General features: G+C 38.3%; 13 protein-coding genes and 3 tRNA genes. 15 read left to right on the top strand and 1 reads right to left on the bottom strand.

Features of this window, described 5'->3' with window-relative positions:
- Positions 1–829 precede the first annotated feature (829 nt).
- The 8 genes from FC57_RS01580 to rpoC all read left to right on the top strand — a co-directional run bounded on the left by FC57_RS01580 (position 830) and on the right by rpoC (position 12,635).
- Positions 830–1,306 carry a TetR/AcrR family transcriptional regulator gene (locus FC57_RS01580; RefSeq protein ID WP_007126790.1) on the top strand — a complete coding sequence of 159 codons (477 nt, stop codon included), beginning with the start codon at positions 830–832 and terminating at the stop codon, positions 1,304–1,306.
- Between the two features lie 294 nt (positions 1,307–1,600).
- Positions 1,601–1,675 (top strand) — tRNA-Gly (locus FC57_RS01575).
- Between the two features lie 120 nt (positions 1,676–1,795).
- Positions 1,796–1,870: transfer RNA gene (locus FC57_RS01570), tRNA-Gly, on the top strand.
- A 36-nt stretch (positions 1,871–1,906) separates the two neighbouring features.
- A tRNA-Pro gene (locus tag FC57_RS01565) sits at positions 1,907–1,980 on the top strand.
- A gap of 77 nt (positions 1,981–2,057) precedes the next feature.
- Complete coding sequence (locus FC57_RS01560) at positions 2,058–2,513, top strand: GAF domain-containing protein (RefSeq protein WP_007126791.1); 456 nt, start codon at positions 2,058–2,060, stop codon at positions 2,511–2,513.
- A gap of 103 nt (positions 2,514–2,616) precedes the next feature.
- A complete protein-coding gene (locus FC57_RS01555; protein WP_007126792.1) occupies positions 2,617–5,103 on the top strand; it encodes an ATP-dependent Clp protease ATP-binding subunit in 2,487 nt (828 codons plus the stop codon).
- A gap of 221 nt (positions 5,104–5,324) precedes the next feature.
- Positions 5,325–8,966, top strand: coding sequence for a DNA-directed RNA polymerase subunit beta (rpoB, locus tag FC57_RS01550; protein WP_040529987.1), 3,642 nt, complete (start codon positions 5,325–5,327; stop codon positions 8,964–8,966).
- 15 nt (positions 8,967–8,981) lie between these two features.
- Entirely contained in the window at positions 8,982–12,635 is a 3,654-nt protein-coding gene (gene rpoC, locus FC57_RS01545; RefSeq protein ID WP_040529989.1) for a DNA-directed RNA polymerase subunit beta', read from the top strand.
- Positions 12,636–12,697: 62 nt separating this feature from the next.
- Here rpoC and FC57_RS01540 read toward each other — a convergent pair whose 3' ends face one another.
- Positions 12,698–13,384, bottom strand: a complete 687-nt coding sequence (locus tag FC57_RS01540) for a prepilin peptidase (RefSeq protein ID WP_040529991.1) — start codon at positions 13,382–13,384, stop codon at positions 12,698–12,700.
- A 179-nt stretch (positions 13,385–13,563) separates the two neighbouring features.
- Here FC57_RS01540 and rpsL point away from each other — a divergent pair, with 179 nt between their 5' ends.
- From rpsL to rplW, 7 genes are all read left to right on the top strand, one after another.
- Positions 13,564–13,971 (top strand): 30S ribosomal protein S12, encoded by a 408-nt coding sequence (rpsL, locus tag FC57_RS01535; protein ID WP_007126796.1) that lies wholly within the window; start codon positions 13,564–13,566, stop codon positions 13,969–13,971.
- 15 nt (positions 13,972–13,986) lie between these two features.
- Complete coding sequence (gene rpsG, locus FC57_RS01530; RefSeq protein WP_003549021.1) at positions 13,987–14,457, top strand: 30S ribosomal protein S7; 471 nt, start codon at positions 13,987–13,989, stop codon at positions 14,455–14,457.
- A gap of 33 nt (positions 14,458–14,490) precedes the next feature.
- A complete protein-coding gene (fusA, locus tag FC57_RS01525) occupies positions 14,491–16,584 on the top strand; it encodes an elongation factor G (RefSeq protein ID WP_007126797.1) in 2,094 nt (697 codons plus the stop codon).
- Between the two features lie 318 nt (positions 16,585–16,902).
- Positions 16,903–17,211 (top strand): 30S ribosomal protein S10, encoded by a 309-nt coding sequence (rpsJ, locus tag FC57_RS01520; RefSeq protein ID WP_003549023.1) that lies wholly within the window; start codon positions 16,903–16,905, stop codon positions 17,209–17,211.
- 23 nt (positions 17,212–17,234) lie between these two features.
- Positions 17,235–17,873, top strand: coding sequence for a 50S ribosomal protein L3 (rplC, locus tag FC57_RS01515; RefSeq protein WP_005720335.1), 639 nt, complete (start codon positions 17,235–17,237; stop codon positions 17,871–17,873).
- 14 nt (positions 17,874–17,887) lie between these two features.
- Positions 17,888–18,505 (top strand): 50S ribosomal protein L4, encoded by a 618-nt coding sequence (rplD, locus tag FC57_RS01510; RefSeq protein WP_007126798.1) that lies wholly within the window; start codon positions 17,888–17,890, stop codon positions 18,503–18,505.
- On the top strand, positions 18,505–18,810 hold the full coding sequence (gene rplW, locus FC57_RS01505) for a 50S ribosomal protein L23 (RefSeq protein WP_007126799.1): 306 nt from the start codon (positions 18,505–18,507) through the stop codon (positions 18,808–18,810). The genes rplD and rplW overlap by 1 nt, the downstream gene beginning before the upstream one ends.

Genomic DNA, 18,810 nt, shown 5'->3' with positions numbered 1-18,810 from the left:
ATCAGGTTTCTCAAATATTTTGAAAGTAGAGTATAAATCTGTTTTTGGTCTTTGAATTATTTGTAATTGATAAGTGTATACACCAAAATTACACCAATTAAAAATAGTTTAGTAAAAATTAGATAAATAAAAAATCTCTTATTTGTAGTTGATTTGTACAAATAAGAGATTTTTGGTTGCAGAAAAAGAAGATGATTCATTTATTGAATCATCTGGAAAATATATATATTTATTCTTTAATAATTAGTAAGGGAGTATGTGTGTTCAGCCTTCTAATTATTTTAGGTGACTATCAAAGCTAGATTAGATTTATTGATGTGTCAAGGTTGTAAGGTGATAGTTTTTGTAATATCAGGAATAGGGACTAACTATCAATATTAATTCGAAACTAAGCAATTCAGTACTATTAAGAATTTTTAATAGGTCTTGAGACTGTGTCTATCATAAGAGTGATTATAGGATTCAAAAATCTTTTTATTAGTTGAATTAATTAAAACTTGATCAATATATTGTTTACAGTCCAAGAGGTGTATGGACATAAACAATAGCAATTTGATAAATCTAATGCTGATGTTGATGTATAAAACTTAAACTAGATTTAGCTCTGATAACCTCCCTCTAAGTAGGCTATCAGAATTAATATAAAATTTTTAGACCTAACGGAAATAATGGCGAATTTGAGTAAATGACGTAATCTTATATTATTTATAAGATCATGTGTTAACTTTATAGATAAAGTGTATATTATGTTAGCACTATATTTATGACCTAGCAGAATACTACAAGTTGTAAATGCTTTTATAGTTTAATTATTAATTGAGGTGAGTACATGGATATAAGAATAGTTAGTACGAAGAATCGAATTCAAGGGGGATTAATTTCTGTTATCAAACAAAAGCCGCTTTATCAAATCAAGGATAAGGATATTATTAATGAGGCAGAAGTATCAGCTGCAAGTTACTATAAATATTATCGAGATAAAAGCCAGGTACTAAAAGATCTTGAAACTGAGCTGATAAAGCAATTTAGCACTGCATTATATGCTGACAGTAAAGGATGGCTTTCTCTCAAATACGGGCCTAATAAGAAAGAAATCAGTAATAGAATAGATAATAATCTTTCTAACCTAATTGCTTTTACATCTAGTAAAAAAGAGGTAATAACGGTACTTATTTCTAAAAACGGAGATCCAGCTTTCAAAGCTAAAATGCTTGAGCTAACAGCTGCAGTGATTAAGCGACTGCTCATCCGTTTCTTCCAGATTTATGACCAACTAAGCCGATTGGATGGAAAAAGTTTGAAATAGATACTCTTGCTAATGTTTACTCTTATGCGTTTCTAGGTTCATTTTTCTTTTGGCTGAATCATACAGATAAAATGTCAGTGAACGATTGTAAAAAGATGGTAAAGGATATGATTTTGCGATCACCTTATGATATATCTACTCATGAACTTAATAATAAATAGGCACTATTGTTGAAAACCACGAAATTCGAGTTTGAATTTCGTGGTTTTTTTATGCTTGAAATACGAAAAAGTAAATTTTTTCGAAAAAAGTATTGCAAAGCAGGACGGTTTTGCTATAATTATATTTGTTGTCGCGGAAGTAGTTCAGTGGTAGAACATCACCTTGCCATGGTGGGGGTCGCGGGTTCGAATCCCGTCTTCCGCTCCAGATGAAAGACTCACGGAATGTGAGTCTTTTTTTGTGCTCAGATCTTTTAAATATAAAACAAACTTTTCTTGGAAAAGTATTGCAATGCAAAATAGATTTGTTATAATAATAACTGTTGTTGCGGAAGTAGTTCAGTGGTAGAACATCACCTTGCCATGGTGGGGGTCGCGGGTTCGAATCCCGTCTTCCGCTCCAAGACGAAAGGCTCACCGAATGGTGGGTCTTTTTTTACGGGAAATAGCTCAGTTTGGTAGAGCGCTACGTTCGGGACGTAGAGGTCGCAGGTTCAAATCCGGTTTTCCCGATAAAATATAAGCTGTCCATTTGGACAGCTTTTTTCTTTTTGTTATAATGCCACTAAAACTACAGGGGATGAAAAAAAATGACAGCAGCTACTGAAAATGATTATAAATTATTGGCTCAACAGGCTAAAGCATTAGTGGAAGGCGAATCTGATTGGATTGCTAACACTGCTAATTTGTCTGCACTTTTGTTTCATTCATTAAAGAATATTAATTTTGCTGGTGTTTATCGCTTTGAAAATGGCGAGTTAATTCTTGGACCGTTTCAAGGGATGCCAGCTTGTGTTCATATTCAAGTGGGCAAAGGTGTTTGTGGTACGGTTGCTCAGACAAAGAAAACGCAAATTGTAGCTAATGTGCATGAATTTGCAGGACATATTGCTTGTGACAGTGCCTCTAATTCTGAGATTGTTGTACCAATTTTTAAGAAAAATGAGTTTTGGGGTGTCTTTGATTTTGATTCAACTGAATTGAATAATTTTGACAAGATAGATGAAAAATATTTAAGTGAAGTTGCTGCCACAATTTTTGCTTAATCATTTTTTTATGTTCATAATGATCACGGAATAAGTTGAAATAGTTTACTAATCAATAAAATAAAAGTAAAATACCATAGCATATTTTAAGGGTGGTGTTTGTATGGAAAACTCATATAGTAAAAGCGTTAATCAAGTATTGGAAATTGCGCGTGAACAAGCACAAAATTTCCATCATCGCTTAATTGGAACAGAACATGTTTTATTAGCTTTAGTAATCGAAACAGACGGTGAAGCAGGTAAGATTCTGCGTTCATGGGGATTGACACCAACTGCTATTCGCGAGGAAATTGAACGTTACACTGGTTATGGTTCAGCTCCGAAGGCAAGTTATATGGAAATGTCACCTCGTCTAAGTTTGGCACTAGATTATGCCAAACGCCAAGCAGATCAAGGCGGATATAAAGAAATTCAAACCAATCATGTTTTATTAGGAATTACTGCTAGTGAGCAAGTATTATCAGCAATGATTCTGAAAAACTTAAATGTTGATATTGCTCGTTTACGTCAGGATGCAATTGATAGCTTAGAGCAAGATCAAGACTTTGGTGATTCAGCCAATTGGTTGGGAAACAATAATACTGCAGCTCCTGCTCAAAAGAAGCGTAAAACGAGTACTACGCCTACTTTAGATAAAGTAGCGGTTAACTTGAACCAACGTGTACGTGAGGGCGGTATTGACCCTGTAATTGGCCGCGAAAAAGAAATCAAGCGTGTTATCCAAATTCTGTCACGTCGTACTAAGAACAATCCTGTTTTAGTAGGAGAGCCCGGTGTAGGTAAAACTGCTGTTGCCGAAGCAATTGCTACAGAAATTGTTAAGAAAAAAGTACCAGAAGATTTAATGAATAAACGCGTTATGGCACTTAACATGGGGAGCTTGGTTGCAGGTACAAAGTATCGTGGTGAATTTGAAGATAGGATGAAGAAAATCCTTGATGAAATTGCCAAAGATGGGAAAGTAATCTTATTTGTAGATGAAATGCATACTTTAATCGGCGCTGGTGGTGCTGAAGGTGCAATTGATGCTTCAAATATTTTAAAGCCATCCCTTGCTCGTGGTGATATTCAAATGATTGGTGCTACTACTTTTGATGAATATCAAAAGTATATTGAAAAGGATCAAGCTTTAGCTCGGCGCTTTCAACAAGTTCGCTTAAACGAACCTTCTAGAAAAGATGCTTTAGCTATTTTGCAAGGACTAAAGCCGAGATATGAAAAATTCCACCATGTAACTATTTCTGAAGCTAGCCTTGAAGATGCGGTTGATTTGTCGAGTCGCTATATTTCTGATCGCTTTTTGCCGGATAAAGCCATTGATTTGGTTGACGAAGCTAGTGCGGCAGTTAAGATTCGTAATAATATCGGCTCTAGTAAAGAGTTGGTACAGATCAATGATCAGATTAAGAAGTTAATTGATCAAAAGAATGAAGCAGCAGCTAGTCAAAATTTTGTTAAGGCTGCACAATTACAAGATGAGCAGAATAATTTACAGGCTCGTCGTGAAAAATTAGTTGATACTTTGCATACTAAAGTAAGTGCTGATGCAACAGTTGAACCTGAAGATATTGCTAAAGTTGTATCTGATTGGACTGGAGTACCAGTTACTCAAATGAAGCGTAACGAAACTCGCCAATTGGCTAACTTGGAAAGCATTTTGCACAAACGGGTTATCGGACAGGATAAGGCTGTTTCTGCAGTTGCTCGTGCAATTCGTCGTAGCAGAAGTGGGATTAAAGATGAACGTCGTCCTATTGGATCATTCCTCTTCCTTGGACCTACCGGTGTAGGTAAGACTGAATTAGCTAAATCAGTTGCTGCAGCAATGTTTGGCTCAGAAGATAATTTGATAAGACTTGATATGTCTGAATATATGGACCAAATTGCTTCAAGCAAATTAATTGGTTCTGCTCCGGGTTATGTAGGATACGAGGAAGGTGGTCAACTTTCAGAACAGGTACGTCGCCACCCATACTCAGTTGTCTTGCTTGATGAAGTAGAAAAGGCTCACCCGGATGTATTTAATTTGCTTTTGCAGGTTCTTGATGAAGGATTTTTAACAGATTCTAAAGGTAGAAAAGTCGACTTTAGAAATACGATTATTATCATGACCTCTAATTTGGGCTCACGTTCATTGTTTGATTCTAATGCTGTTGGTTTTAATGCTGATAAGGTTGATCCAAGCAAAGCAAGACAAGCTAAGGTTGAACAAGCAATTAAACAGTTCTTCCGTCCAGAATTTCTAAATAGAATTGATGAAACAATCGTCTTTGATGAATTGACCAAGAAGCAATTACGTAACATTGTAACTTTGCTTACGCACAAATTAGTTGTTCGTTTGCAAAAGAAGGGTATTACATTAAAGCTTTCACGAGCTGCTCTGGATAAGATTGTAAAAGATGGTTATGATCCAGAAAATGGTGCTCGTCCACTTAGAAGAGCAATTCAAAATGATATTGAAGATAAAGTGGCTGAAATGCTAATTACTGGTGAAGTTAAGAAGGGTGATACATTGAAGATAGGTAGTCAACGTGGTCACTTGAAATTTGAAGTTGTTCATTCTAAGAAAAAGTTGGAAAAAGTCAAGTAATATCAGGCGCTTAGCCTTGACAAAATAACTAAAATAACATATAATTTTTGCTGATTTAAAAAGACTGAGATTCAGGATTTTGCTGATCTATTGTCCAGCAAAATGATAAGGACAAAAACGACACTCGTTGTTTTTGTCTTTTTTATGCCTAAAATTGCAGTTTTTTGAATTTGTAACAGAAATGTAATATTTGCTTTCTTAGACAGAAAGGATGTTTTTCCTTGTTAAATGGACACGTAGTGAACTACGGTAAGCATCGAACTAGACGTAGCTTCTCCCGCATTAAGGAAGTATTGAAGCTGCCTAACTTGACCGATGTTCAAACCGAATCATATAAGTGGTTTCTTGATAAAGGTATTAAAGAAGTCTTTGATGACATTATGCCTATTAGTGACTTCTCAGGTAAGCTTTCATTAGAGTATGTTGACTATAAGCTTCAAAAGCCTAAGTATACAGTTGATGAAGCTCGTGATCATGATGCAACTTACGCTGCACCAATGCACGTTACCTTGAAACTTACTAACCAAGAAACTGGTGAAATTAAGACTCAAGATGTATTCTTTGGCGATTTGCCATTGATGACGGAATCAGGTTCATTCATCGTTAATGGTGCTGAAAGAGTTATTGTTTCTCAATTGGTAAGATCACCAGGTGTATACTACACCGGTGATTACGACAAGAACGGTCGTCAAATTTTTGGTACTACAGTTATTCCTAACCGTGGTGCTTGGCTTGAATATGAAACTGATGCTAAGAATGTTTCTTACGTACGTGTTGACCGTACTCGTAAGTTGCCATTAACTGTATTAATTAGAGCTATGGGTATTGGCTCAGACAGTGACATCATTGATATGTTTGGTCAAAGTGATACTTTACAATTTACTTTGGACAAGGATGTTCACAAGAATCCAGCTGACTCACGTGTAGCTGAAGCTTTAAAGGATATTTACGAAAGACTTCGTCCAGGTGAACCAAAGACTACTGATTCATCACGTTCACTTTTGTATGCCCGTTTCTTTGACCCACGTCGTTATGACTTGGCACCAGTAGGTCGTTACAAGATCAACAAGAAGCTTTCACTTAAGAACCGTTTGTATGGACAGACTTTAGCTGAAACTTTGGCTGATCCAGACACTGGTGAAATCATTGCTAAGAAGGATACTGTTGTTACTCACGAAGTTATGGACAAGCTTGCTCCATATCTTGATCGTGATGACTTTAAGATGGTGACTTACCAACCTTCAAAGGAAGGCGTATTACCAGATCCTATTACAGTTCAAGAAATTAAGGTTTACTCAAAGGTTGATCCTGAACGTGAAGTTAAGTTGATCTCAAATGGTCATATTGATGCTAAAGTAAAGCACTTAACTCCAGCAGATGTTTTGGCTTCAATTAATTACTTCTTTGATTTGCAAGAAAAGATTGGCGCTACTGATGATATCGACCACTTGGGTAACCGTCGTATTCGTCGTGTTGGTGAACTTCTTCAAAACCAATTCAGAATTGGTTTAGCAAGAATGGAACGTGTTGTTCGTGAAAGAATGTCAATTCAAGATCCTTCAACTGTTACTCCACAACAATTGATCAATATTCGTCCAATTGTTGCAAGTATCAAGGAATTCTTTGGTTCTTCACAACTTTCACAGTTTATGGACCAGCACAACCCATTGGGTGAATTAACTCACAAGCGTCGTATGTCAGCCTTAGGGCCTGGTGGTTTGACTCGTGATCGTGCCGGTTATGAAGTTCGTGATGTTCACTATACTCACTATGGTCGTTTGTGTCCTATCGAAACGCCTGAAGGTCCTAACATTGGTTTGATCAACTCACTTGCTTCATACGCAATCATTAATAAGTATGGTTTCATTGAAACTCCATATCGTCGTGTTTCTTGGAAGACTCACAAGGTAACAGATAAGATTGACTACTTAACTGCTGATGAAGAAGATAATTACATCATTGCCGGTGCTAACACTCGCTTAAATGATGATGGTTCATTCAAGGATGATTTGATTCTTGCTCGTCAAAAGGAAGATAACGTCGAAGTTACTCCAGATAAGATTGACTACATGGACGTTATTCCTAAGCAAGTTGTTTCTGTTGCTTCAGCATGTATTCCATTCCTTGAAAACGATGACTCTAACCGTGCTTTGATGGGTGCTAACCAGCAACGTCAGGCTGCTCCTTTAATTAATCCACATGGTTCACTTGTTGGTACTGGTATGGAATATCGTGCAGCTCACGATTTAGGTGCTGCTTTAATTGCTAAGGCTGCAGGTACAGTTGAATATGTTGACGCTAATGAAATTCGCATTAGACGTGAAGATGGTACTTTAGATAAATACACTCTTGAAAAGTACCGTCGTTCAAACAACTCTAAGTCATACAACCAAACTCCTAATGTTAAGTTGGGTGATCATGTTGATGTCAGCGATGTAATTGCTAATGGTCCAACTATGGATCACGGTGAACTTGCTTTGGGTCAAAACCCATTAATCGCATTTATGACTTGGAACATGTACAACTACGAAGATGCCATCATGCTTTCAGAACGTTTGGTTAAGGATGATGTTTACACTTCAATTAGTATTGAAGATTATGAATCAGAAGCTCGTGATACTAAGCTTGGTCCTGAAGAAATTACTAGAGAACTTCCTAACATCGGTGAAGATGCTTTGAAGGATTTGGATGCTGACGGTATTGTTCGTATTGGTGCTGAAGTTCACGATGGCGATATTTTGGTAGGTAAGGTAACCCCTAAGGGTGTAACTGAATTATCTGCTGAAGAAAGATTGCTTCATGCTATTTTTGGTGAAAAGGCTCGTGAAGTTCGTGATACTTCTCTTCGTGTACCACATGGTGGTGGCGGTATTGTTCAAGACGTTAAGGTTTACACTCGTGAAGCCGGCGATGAACTTTCACCAGGTGTTAACACAATGGTTCGTGTTTACATTGCACAAAAGAGAAAGATCCAAGTTGGGGACAAGATGTCTGGTCGTCACGGTAACAAGGGTACTGTTGCTGCAGTTGTTCCAGAAGAAGATATGCCATATCTTCCAGATGGTACTCCAGTAGATATTTGTTTGAACCCAATGGGTGTTCCATCACGTATGAATATTGGACAGCTTCTTGAATTGCACTTGGGTGCAGCTGCTCGTCAATTAGGTATTCACGTTGCTACTCCAGTATTTGATGGTGCCAATGAAAATGATGTTTGGGACACTGTTCGTCAAGCTGGTGTTGATAAAGATGGTAAGACTGTTATCTATGATGGTCGTACCGGTGAACCATTCCACAACCGTGTATCAGTTGGTGTTATGCACTACTTGAAACTTACTCACATGGTTGATGATAAGATTCACGCTCGTTCAATTGGGCCTTACTCATTGGTTACTCAACAACCTTTGGGTGGTAAAGCTCAGTTTGGTGGTCAGCGTTTTGGTGAAATGGAAGTTTGGGCTCTTGAAGCTTACGGTGCTGCTTACACCTTGCAAGAAATCTTGACTTACAAGTCAGATGACGTTGTTGGTCGTGTGAAGGCATATGAAGCTATTGTTAAGGGCGAAAGAATTCCTAAGCCAGGTGTTCCAGAATCATTCCGTGTTCTTGTTAAGGAACTTCAATCATTAGGTTTGGATATTCGTGTTCTTGATATGAACCACAATGAAATTGAACTTCGTGATATGGATGAAGAATCAAGCGATCACTTGAACATTGATACTTTGTCACGTATGGCAGAAGAACAAGAAAAGAAGAAGTTAGCCGAAGAAACTGGAAAATCAGAAGATAAAAAAGATGATAAGAAGCCTGCAGACAAGCCAGTAGCTCCTGCAGATGAATCTGACGGTAAAGTTTCTAAATAGTAGGAGGTTAAACTTTTGATCGACGTAAATAAGTTTGAAAGTATGCAAATTGGTCTTGCATCACCTAACAAGATCAGAAGCTGGTCATATGGTGAAGTTAAGAAGCCAGAAACCATCAACTACCGTACTTTAAAGCCTGAAAAAGATGGCTTGTTTGATGAAAGAATTTTTGGACCAACTAAAGACTGGTCATGTGCCTGTGGTAAGTACAAGGGTGTTAGATACCGTGGCATTGTTTGTGACCGTTGTGGTGTTGAAGTTACTTCTTCAAAGGTAAGAAGAGAACGTATGGGCCACATTGAGTTAGCAGCTCCTGTAACTCACATTTGGTACTTTAAAGGTATTCCATCAAGAATGGGCTTGGTATTGGATATTTCTCCAAGATTGCTTGAAGAAGTAATTTACTTTGCCGCATATATCGTAATTGACCCAGGTGATACTGATCTTGAACCTAAGCAATTATTAACTGAAGCTGAATACCGTGAACAAAAGGCAAAGTACGGTAATCGCTTTGAAGCTAAGATGGGTGCTGAGGCTATCCGTGAATTGCTCAAGAAGGTTGATCTTGACAAAGAAGTTAAGGATTTGAAGAAAGAACTTCAAACTGCAACTGGTCAAAAACGTACTCGTGCAATTAGACGTTTGGATATTTTGGATGCATTCAAGAATTCAGGCAATAAACCTGAATGGATGGTTATGGATGCTGTTCCAGTTATTCCACCAGATCTTCGCCCAATGGTACAACTTGAAGGTGGACGTTTTGCTACCTCAGATTTGAACGATTTGTACAGACGTGTTATTAACCGTAATAATCGTTTAAAGAGATTACTTGATTTGAACGCTCCAAGCATTATCGTTCAAAATGAAAAGCGTATGCTTCAAGAAGCCGTTGATGCCTTAATTGATAATGGTCGTCGTGGTCGACCAGTAGTTGGACCAGGTAACCGACCACTTAAATCACTTTCACACATGCTTAAAGGTAAGCAAGGTCGTTTCCGTCAAAACTTGCTTGGTAAACGTGTTGACTATTCTGGTCGTTCAGTTATCGATGTTTCACCAAAATTGAAGTTCTATCAATGTGGTGTTCCTCGTCCAATGGCTTTGGAATTGTTCAAACCATTTGTAATGCATGAGTTGGTTAAGCGTGGTATTGCATCTAACATTAAAAATGCTAAGCGTAAGATTGATCGTGAAGATGATGATATTTGGGATGTATTGGAAGACGTTATTAAAGAACGTCCAGTTCTTTTGAACCGTGCACCTACTCTTCACCGTTTAAGTATTCAAGCCTTTGAACCAGTTTTGGTACCAGGTAAGTCAATTAGACTTCACCCATTAGCTTGTGAAGCTTACAATGCCGACTTCGATGGTGACCAGATGGCTATTCACGTCCCACTTTCTGATGAAGCTGTTGCTGAATCACGTTTGTTAATGCTTGCTGCTCACCATATCTTGGCTCCTAAGGATGGTAAGCCAATTGTTACTCCATCACAGGATATCGTTTTGGGTAACTATTGGTTGACTCAAGCTGAACGTGGTCGTGAAGGTGAAGGCATGATCTTCAGTTCACCAGCAGAAGCAACTGTAGCTTATGAAAATGGTGATATTCACTATCATACTATTATTGGTATGTCAGCTGATGCTATGCCAAAGAAGCCATGGCCTAAGGGTCATGAACATGGTATCTTCATTACTACTTACGGCAAGATTGTATTCAACCAAATTTTCCCAGATGATTACTTCTACATTAATGAACCAACTGCAGAGAATTTGAACAATCCACTTGATGCTAAGTACTTCTTAAATGAAGGTGAAGATATTCATGAAAAGATTGACGCTATCGGTGATGATCTGATTGCTAGTCCATTTAAGAAGGACTTCTTATCAGATTCAATTGCTACTATTTCCAAGTACTACAAGGTACAAAGAACTTCAGAATATCTAGACGATTTGAAGAAATTAGGATATACCAGTTCAACTACTTCAGGTATTACTATTGGTATGACCGACGTTCCTGAAATTCAAGATAAGGATGAAAAGGTAGCTAAGGCACGTAAGCAAGTTGATCTTGTTTCTAAGCAATTTAGACGTGGTTTGATTACTGAACAAGAACGTCACGATCGAGTAATTAGCATTTGGAATGCATGTAAGGATGAAATCCAAAACGAAATTGCTCAAATTCACTCACCTCGTAACCCAATTTCAATCATGGCTGACTCAGGTGCCCGTGGTAACATTTCTAACTTTACTCAGTTAGCTGGTATGCGTGGTTTGATGGCCACTCCTAACGGTGGTTTGTTCGAAATTCCTGTTACCTCAAACTTTAAGGAAGGTTTGTCAGTTCTGGAATTGTTCATGTCCACTCACGGTGCTCGTAAGGGTATGACTGATACGGCTTTGAAGACTGCTCAGTCAGGTTACTTAACTCGTCGTTTGGTTGACGTTGCTCAGGATGTCATTATTCGTGATGATGATTGTGGTACTGATCGTGGTATTACAGTTAGCGCCATCATGGAAGGTGACGAAATGATCGAACCATTATTCGATCGTTTGCTTGGTCGTTTCACTGCTGAAACTGTTAAGGATCCTAAGACCGGTGAAGTAATCGTCGGTAAAGATGTAATGATGGACGAAAAGATGGCTCGCAAGATTTGTGATGCTGGTGTAACTCATGTTAAGATTCGTTCAATTCTTACTTGTGATACTCCACACGGTGTATGTCGTAAGTGTTATGGTATGAACCTTGCTACTGGTGAAGAAGTTGAAGTTGGTGAAGCAGTTGGTACTGTTGCTGCACAATCAATTGGTGAACCTGGTACTCAGCTTACTTTGAGAACTTTCCACAACGGTGGTGTTGCCGGTGCTGAAGATATTACTCAAGGTTTGCCTCGTGTTCAAGAATTGTTCGAAGCACGTAACCCTAAGGGTCGTGCAACCATTTCTGAAGTAGATGGTGTAGTTGATTCAATTCAAGAAAACCCAGCAGAACATACCCGTGAAATTACAGTTAAGGGTAAGATTGATACCAGAAGTTACAGTGTTCCTTATACTGCTTCTGTTGCTGTATCTGAAGGTGATACTGTTCACCGTGGTGATAAGTTAACTCTTGGTTCTGTTGATCCTAAGGAATTAATCCAAGTTACTGATACTTTGACTACTGAAGAGTACATCTTAGCCGAAGTTCAAAAGGCCTACAGAATGCAGGGTGTAGATATTGCCGACAAGCACGTGGAAGTATTAACCCGTCAAATGCTTCAAAAGGTTCGTGTCCTTGATCCAGGTGAAACTGACATTTTACCAGGTGAAGTTATGGATATTGGTCAATTTAGAGACCGCAACAAGGAAGTAATTATTTCTGGTGGTATTCCAGCAACTGCACAAAGCGTAATCTTAGGTATTACCAAGGCCGCTTTGGAAACTAATAGTTTCTTGTCAGCCGCTTCATTCCAGGAAACTACTCGTGTTCTTACTGATGCTTCAATTAGAGGTAAGAACGATCCACTTCTTGGACTTAAGGAAAACGTTATTATCGGTAAGATTATTCCAGCTGGTACTGGTATGCCTGTATACCGTAGCATGGAACCTGAAGCTGATGTTAAGAAACCAGATTCAGTTTACTCAATTGCTGATATTGAAAAGCAAATGAAAGAAAAAGATAAAGCTAAGTAAAAATTAGCTTATAAATGATAAAAAGCGTTTCTATCAAAAAGTGATAGAAACGCTTTTTTGTTTTAGTCTAAAAGCCATTGTTTTATTATTAATCCCAAAAGAATGAAAGGAATAAAAGGGTAAGAATAATCTTTAGGATTATTTTCAACTATATAAGTAATAATTAAGAGAACAGAAGCAATCAGAAGAATTTGATTAGCTGAAGTAGGATCAAAATAGATGGCTAAAATTAGATAAATAAATAAGTCACCTAATCCTAATTTTTGTTTAAATACGTACCATCCTAAAATAGATGAGAAGAAAAAGAGAATAAACCAATCAAATAAGTTGAAAGCAGTAAAATGATGACAAAGCAATGTGATAGTTATTGCAGGAGTTAATAAAATTAAATCGAATTCTTTCTGACGATAATCAGAAATTGCTACTAGGAAAATAGAAAATAATAGAATTGTTGTTGCGAGATCTCTAGATTGATTGAAGTCAATATGTTCAAAAGCAAAACCGCCAATTAATTCGAATAAAAAAAGTTCAACGGGAATTTTTTGTTGGCAATATCTACAATGCCCTTTTAAGTATAAAAATGAAAGCAAGGGTATTTCGTCTAGCAGTGCGAGTTCGAAATGACAGTAATTACAACGAGAACGAGAAAAAATAAAATCTGTTGTGTTTATTCGTTCACAAATTACGGCTGCATGGGATGCAAGACAAGTACCAATGATAAAATTAGTTAAAGTATAAAATAAATTCAAAAAATCACCTCATTATTTATTACGCAAAAAAATTCATTTTTCTTTTTTATTTTGAAAAAGTTTGATTTCTACTAAAAATCGAGTACAATAGTCTTTGTATGTTTTGAACAGTCTATTCGTGAGTAAAAAAGAAACTCCCGGATGTGTGAACAAAATAGTATTTTTAGGAGGAAAAATTAATGCCAACCATTAATCAATTGGTAAGAAAAGGCCGTCATTCAAAGGTTACTAAATCAAAGTCACCTGCTTTGAATTACAGCTACAACAGTATGAAGAAGGAATCAGTATTCAACCCAGCTCCACAAATGCGTGGTGTTGCAACTCGTGTTGGTACTATGACTCCAAAGAAGCCTAACTCAGCTTTACGTAAGTACGCTCGTGTTCGTCTTTCAAACTTAATCGAAGTTACTGCCTACATTCCAGGTGAAGGCCACAACTTGCAAGAACACTCAGTTGTATTAATCCGTGGTGGTCGTGTAAAGGACCTTCCTGGTGTACGTTACCATATCGTTCGTGGTGCCCTTGATACTGCTGGTGTTGATGGCAGAAAGCAAGGCCGTTCTAAGTACGGTACTAAGAAAGATTAAAGGAGGAGTTAAATAATGCCTAGAAAAGGTCACGTAACTAAAAGAGACGTTTTAGCAGATCCAGTTTACAACTCAAAGCTTGTTACTAAGTTAATCAACCACTTAATGATTGATGGTAAGAGAGCTAAGGCATCTTCAATCCTTTACGATGCTTTCAACATTGTTCAAGACAAGACTGGTAAGGAACCACTTGATGTATTTGAAGAAGCTATGAACAACGTTATGCCTGTTTTGGAAGTTAGAGCTCGCCGTATTGGTGGTTCAAACTACCAAATCCCAGTTGAAGTACGTCCTGAAAGAAGAACTACTTTAGGTTTAAGATGGCTTGTTTCATATGCTCGTTTGCGTAACGAACACACTATGGATGAACGTTTGGCTAATGAAATTATTGATGCTTCAAACAACACTGGTTCAGCAGTTAAGAAGCGTGAAGATGTTCACCGTATGGCTGAAGCTAACCGTGCATTTGCACATTACCGCTTCTAATTTGTTCGTTTTAATTTAAGGAGAGAATAATTTATGGCTAACAAGCGTGAATTTCCATTAGAAAAGACACGTAACATTGGTATTATGGCCCACATTGATGCGGGTAAGACCACTACTACTGAACGTATCCTTTACTACACTGGTAAGATCCACAAAATTGGTGAAACTCACGAAGGTGATTCACAAATGGACTGGATGGACGAAGAAAAGGAACGTGGTATTACCATTACTTCTGCAGCTACTACTGCACAATGGAAAGACCACAGAATTAACATCATCGACACCCCAGGGCACGTTGACTTCACTATCGAAGTTGAACGTTCACTCCGTGTTCTTGATGGTGCCGTAACAGTTCTTGATGCTCAAGCCGGTGTTGAACCACAGACTGAAAACGTATGGCGTCAAGCTGAAACTTATGGTGTTCCTCGTATCGTTTTCGTTAACAAGATGGATAAGATCGGTGCTGACTTCGATAAGTCAGTTAAGTCATTGCACGAACGTTTAAACGCTAATGCACATGCTGTTCAAATGCCAATTGGTGCAGCTGATACCTTCGAAGGTGTTATCGACTTAATCAACATGGTTGCTGATATCTACGACGAAGACAAGCTTGGTTCTAAGTGGGACACTGTTCCAGTTCCTGACGAATACAAGGAAGAAGCTGAAAAGCGTCGTAACGAATTAATCGAAGCTGTTGCTGACGTTGATGATGGCATCATGGAGAAGTTCCTTGGCGGTGAAGAAATTTCAAACGATGAATTAAAGACAGCTATCCGTAAGGCTACTATTAATTTGAAGTTCTTCCCAGTATATGCTGGTTCAGCCTTCAAGAACAAGGGTGTTCAAATGATGCTTGACGGTGTTATTGACTACTTGCCATCACCACTTGACGTTAAGCCTTATGTCGCTCACAATCCAAAGACTGGTGACGAAGTTGAACTTAAAGCTAACGACAGTGAACCATTTGCTGCTTTGGCATTCAAGATTGCTACTGACCCATTCGTAGGTCGTTTAACTTTCATTCGTGTTTACACTGGTTCTCTTGAATCAGGTTCATACGTATTGAATGCATCAAAGAACTCACGTGAACGTGTAGGTCGTTTGCTTCAAATGCACGCCAATGAACGTAAGGAAATTCCAGAAGTATTCTCAGGTGATATTGCTGGTGCCATCGGTTTGAAGAATACCACTACTGGTGATTCATTAACTGATCCTAAACGTCCACTTATTTTGGAAAGTTTGAAAGTTCCAGATCCAGTTATCCAAGTTTCTGTTGAACCTAAGTCAAAGGCTGACCGTGACAAGATGGATGTTGCTTTGCAAAAGCTTACTGAAGAAGACCCAACTTTCCGTGCTGAAACTAACCCAGAAACTGGTCAAACTTTGATTTCAGGTATGGGTGAACTTCACCTTGATATCATGGTTGAACGTATGAGACGTGAATTTAACGTTGATGCTAAGATCGGTGAACCACAAGTTGCTTACCGTGAAACCTTCACTAAGGAAGCTAAGGCACAAGGTAAGTTTGTTCGTCAATCAGGTGGTAAAGGTCAATACGGTGATGTTTGGATTGACTTTACTCCTAATGAAGAAGGTAAAGGTTACGAATTCGAAGATGCCATCGTTGGTGGTGTTGTTCCTCGTGAATTCATTCCTTCAGTTGACCAAGGTTTACAAGAAGCTATGAAGAATGGTGTTCTTGCAGGTTACCCATTGATCGATGTTAAGGCTAAGCTTTACGATGGTAGTTACCACGAAGTCGACTCATCAGAAGCTGCCTTCAAGGTTGCTGCTTCACTTGCTTTGAAGAATGCTGCTTCAAAGGCTGGCGCTGTTATCTTGGAACCAATTATGAAGGTTCAAGTTACTACCCCAGAAGAATACTTAGGTGATGTTATGGGTTCAATCACTGCTCGTCGTGGTACCATGGAAGGTATGGAAGACAGAGCTGGTGCTAAGATCATTAACTCATTTGTTCCACTTTCAGAAATGTTTGGTTACGCAACTACTTTGCGTTCATCAACTCAAGGTCGTGGTACATTTACTATGGTATTTGATCACTATTCACCAACACCTAAGTCAATTCAAGCTGAAATTATTAAGAAGCGCGGCGGCGAAGCTGAATAATTTGAATAGAAATATTTTTACGATGTTTCTAGCTTAATTGAAAACAATTACATATAAAGAAGAGTTATTGAAGATTTTTCAATAGCTCTTTTTTTGAAATATTTTTTAGGAAAAATGCTCTTAACCCTTGATATTTAAGGAAGGACAAAGTACAATAGTCTTTGTGCTTGAGGGATAATTGCGCCCTAGAGTATAAAAATTGTTGTAAAGCGTTGACGCAAAAGGTTGCGGCACGCCAGGCTGCATTGCCACAGTGGCGTGCGGGGAATTTTTGCCGAGCGAGTCATCTTTTAAAGAAGACGTTAAGGAGGTAATTTAATGGCAAGTCAAACAATTCGTATTAGACTTAAGTCTTACGAACATGGTATTCTCGATGAATCAGCTGCTAAGATCGTAGCTACTGCAAAGAGAACTGGTGCTGAAATTTCAGGTCCAGTTCCTCTTCCAACAGAAAGAACTTTATTCACTGTTCTTCGTTCACCACACAAGAACAAGGACTCACGTGAACAATTCGAAATGCGCACTCACAAGCGTTTGATCGATATTTTGAATCCGACACCTAAGACTGTTGATTCATTAATGAAGCTTGATCTTCCAAGCGGTGTAGACATCGAAATTAAACTGTAATTTAAATAGAAAGAGGTGTAAACATGACCAAAGGAATCTTAGGAAGAAAAGTTGGTATGACTCAAATCTTTACTAAAGATGGTGTCCTTGTTCCTGTAACTGTTGTAGAAGCAACTCCTAACGTTGTTATGCAAGTTAAGACTGTTGAATCAGACGGTTACGAAGCTGTTCAATTAGGTTACCAAGACAAGCGTGAAGTTTTGAGCAACAAACCAGAAAAAGGTCATGCTGATAAAGCAAAGACTTCGCCTAAGCGCTTCATTCGGGAAATCCGCGGTGTTGAGCTTAAGGACTATGAAGTCGGCTCAGAAGTTACTGTGGATACATTCAAGGAAGGTGACGTTGTAAACGTTACTGGTACTTCAAGAGGTCATGGATACCAAGGTAACATCAAGCGTTGGGGCCAATCAAGAGGACCAGAAACACACGGTTCAAGATACCACAGAATTCCTGGTTCAATGGGTTCCATCATTAACCGTGTACCAAAGGGCAAGCGTTTGCCAGGTCACATGGGTGTGAAGAAAGTTACCATTGAAAACTTAGTAATTGAAAAAGTTGTTGCAGACAAGAACGTATTAATGATTAAGGGTAATGTCCCAGGTGCTAAGAACTCATTGATCGTTGTTAAGACTGCTTCTAAAGCTGTTAAGGCTGATAAATAGGAAGGAGGACTAGAATGGCTAATTTAAAAGTTATGGATCAAAACGGTAAAGACTCTGGTGAAGTTACTTTAAACGATAAAGTTTTTGGTATTGAACCTAACGATAGTGTCGTTTTTGAAGCAATTATTAGACAAAGAGCCGGCAAACGTCAAGGTACCTCAAAGGTTAAGAACAGATCTGTCGTTCGCGGTGGTGGTAAGAAGCCTTGGAGACAAAAGGGTACTGGTCGTGCTCGTCAAGGTTCTATCAGAGCTCCACAATGGCGTGGTGGTGGTACAGTATTTGGCCCAACTCCACGTTCATACGCATACACGATGCCAAGAAAGCAACGTCGTTTGGCTATTAAGTCAGTTCTTTCCCAAAAGTTGATTGATAAGGATTTGATTGTTTTAGACAAGTTGACTATGTCAGCTCCTAAGACTAAAGAATTAGTATCAATGTTAAGCAGTTTAAATGCTGACGGTAAGGTTTTAATTGTTTCAGATGACAACAATGTACAACTTTCCGCAAGAAACTTGACTAAGGTTAAGGTTGTTCCAGTTAATGGCTTAAATGTTGAAGATGCTGTTAACTACGGCAAGTTAATCTTAACTCAAGATGCTGTTAAGAAGATCGAGGAGGTTTTGGCTTAATGGACGCACGCGATATCATTTTAAGACCTGTCATTACTGAAAAGTCCACGAACTTAATGGATGATAAGAAGTACACATTCGACGTGCTTTTAACTGCAACCAAGACACAAGTTCGCAATGCTGTTGAAGAAATCTTCGATGTTAAAGTAAAGAGCGTTAACATTATGAACGTTCGCGGTAAAGACAAGCGAGTAGGTCGTTACACTGGTAAAACTGCTCGTCGTAGAAAAGCTATCGTTACTTTAACTAACGATTCAAACGACATCAAGATTTTCCAAGACGAAGATAAAGAAGACAACAAGTAA

This window comes from Lactobacillus ultunensis DSM 16047 (genome assembly GCF_001436305.1).
In the GTDB taxonomy this organism is placed as follows: domain Bacteria; phylum Bacillota; class Bacilli; order Lactobacillales; family Lactobacillaceae; genus Lactobacillus; species Lactobacillus ultunensis.
This window is presented reverse-complemented; position numbering and strand designations above follow the sequence as displayed.

What these genes read in the sequence shown, in the direction of transcription:
- FC57_RS01580 (WP_007126790.1), top strand. Translation starts at nt 830, where the DNA reads ATGGATATAAGAATAGTTAGTACGAAGAATCGAATTCAAGGGGGATTA.
- FC57_RS01560 (WP_007126791.1), top strand. Translation starts at nt 2,058, where the DNA reads ATGACAGCAGCTACTGAAAATGATTATAAATTATTGGCTCAACAGGCT.
- FC57_RS01555 (WP_007126792.1), top strand. Translation starts at nt 2,617, where the DNA reads ATGGAAAACTCATATAGTAAAAGCGTTAATCAAGTATTGGAAATTGCG.
- rpsL (WP_007126796.1), top strand. Translation starts at nt 13,564, where the DNA reads ATGCCAACCATTAATCAATTGGTAAGAAAAGGCCGTCATTCAAAGGTT.
- rpsG (WP_003549021.1), top strand. Translation starts at nt 13,987, where the DNA reads ATGCCTAGAAAAGGTCACGTAACTAAAAGAGACGTTTTAGCAGATCCA.
- fusA (WP_007126797.1), top strand. Translation starts at nt 14,491, where the DNA reads ATGGCTAACAAGCGTGAATTTCCATTAGAAAAGACACGTAACATTGGT.
- rpsJ (WP_003549023.1), top strand. Translation starts at nt 16,903, where the DNA reads ATGGCAAGTCAAACAATTCGTATTAGACTTAAGTCTTACGAACATGGT.
- rplC (WP_005720335.1), top strand. Translation starts at nt 17,235, where the DNA reads ATGACCAAAGGAATCTTAGGAAGAAAAGTTGGTATGACTCAAATCTTT.
- rplD (WP_007126798.1), top strand. Translation starts at nt 17,888, where the DNA reads ATGGCTAATTTAAAAGTTATGGATCAAAACGGTAAAGACTCTGGTGAA.
- rplW (WP_007126799.1), top strand. Translation starts at nt 18,505, where the DNA reads ATGGACGCACGCGATATCATTTTAAGACCTGTCATTACTGAAAAGTCC.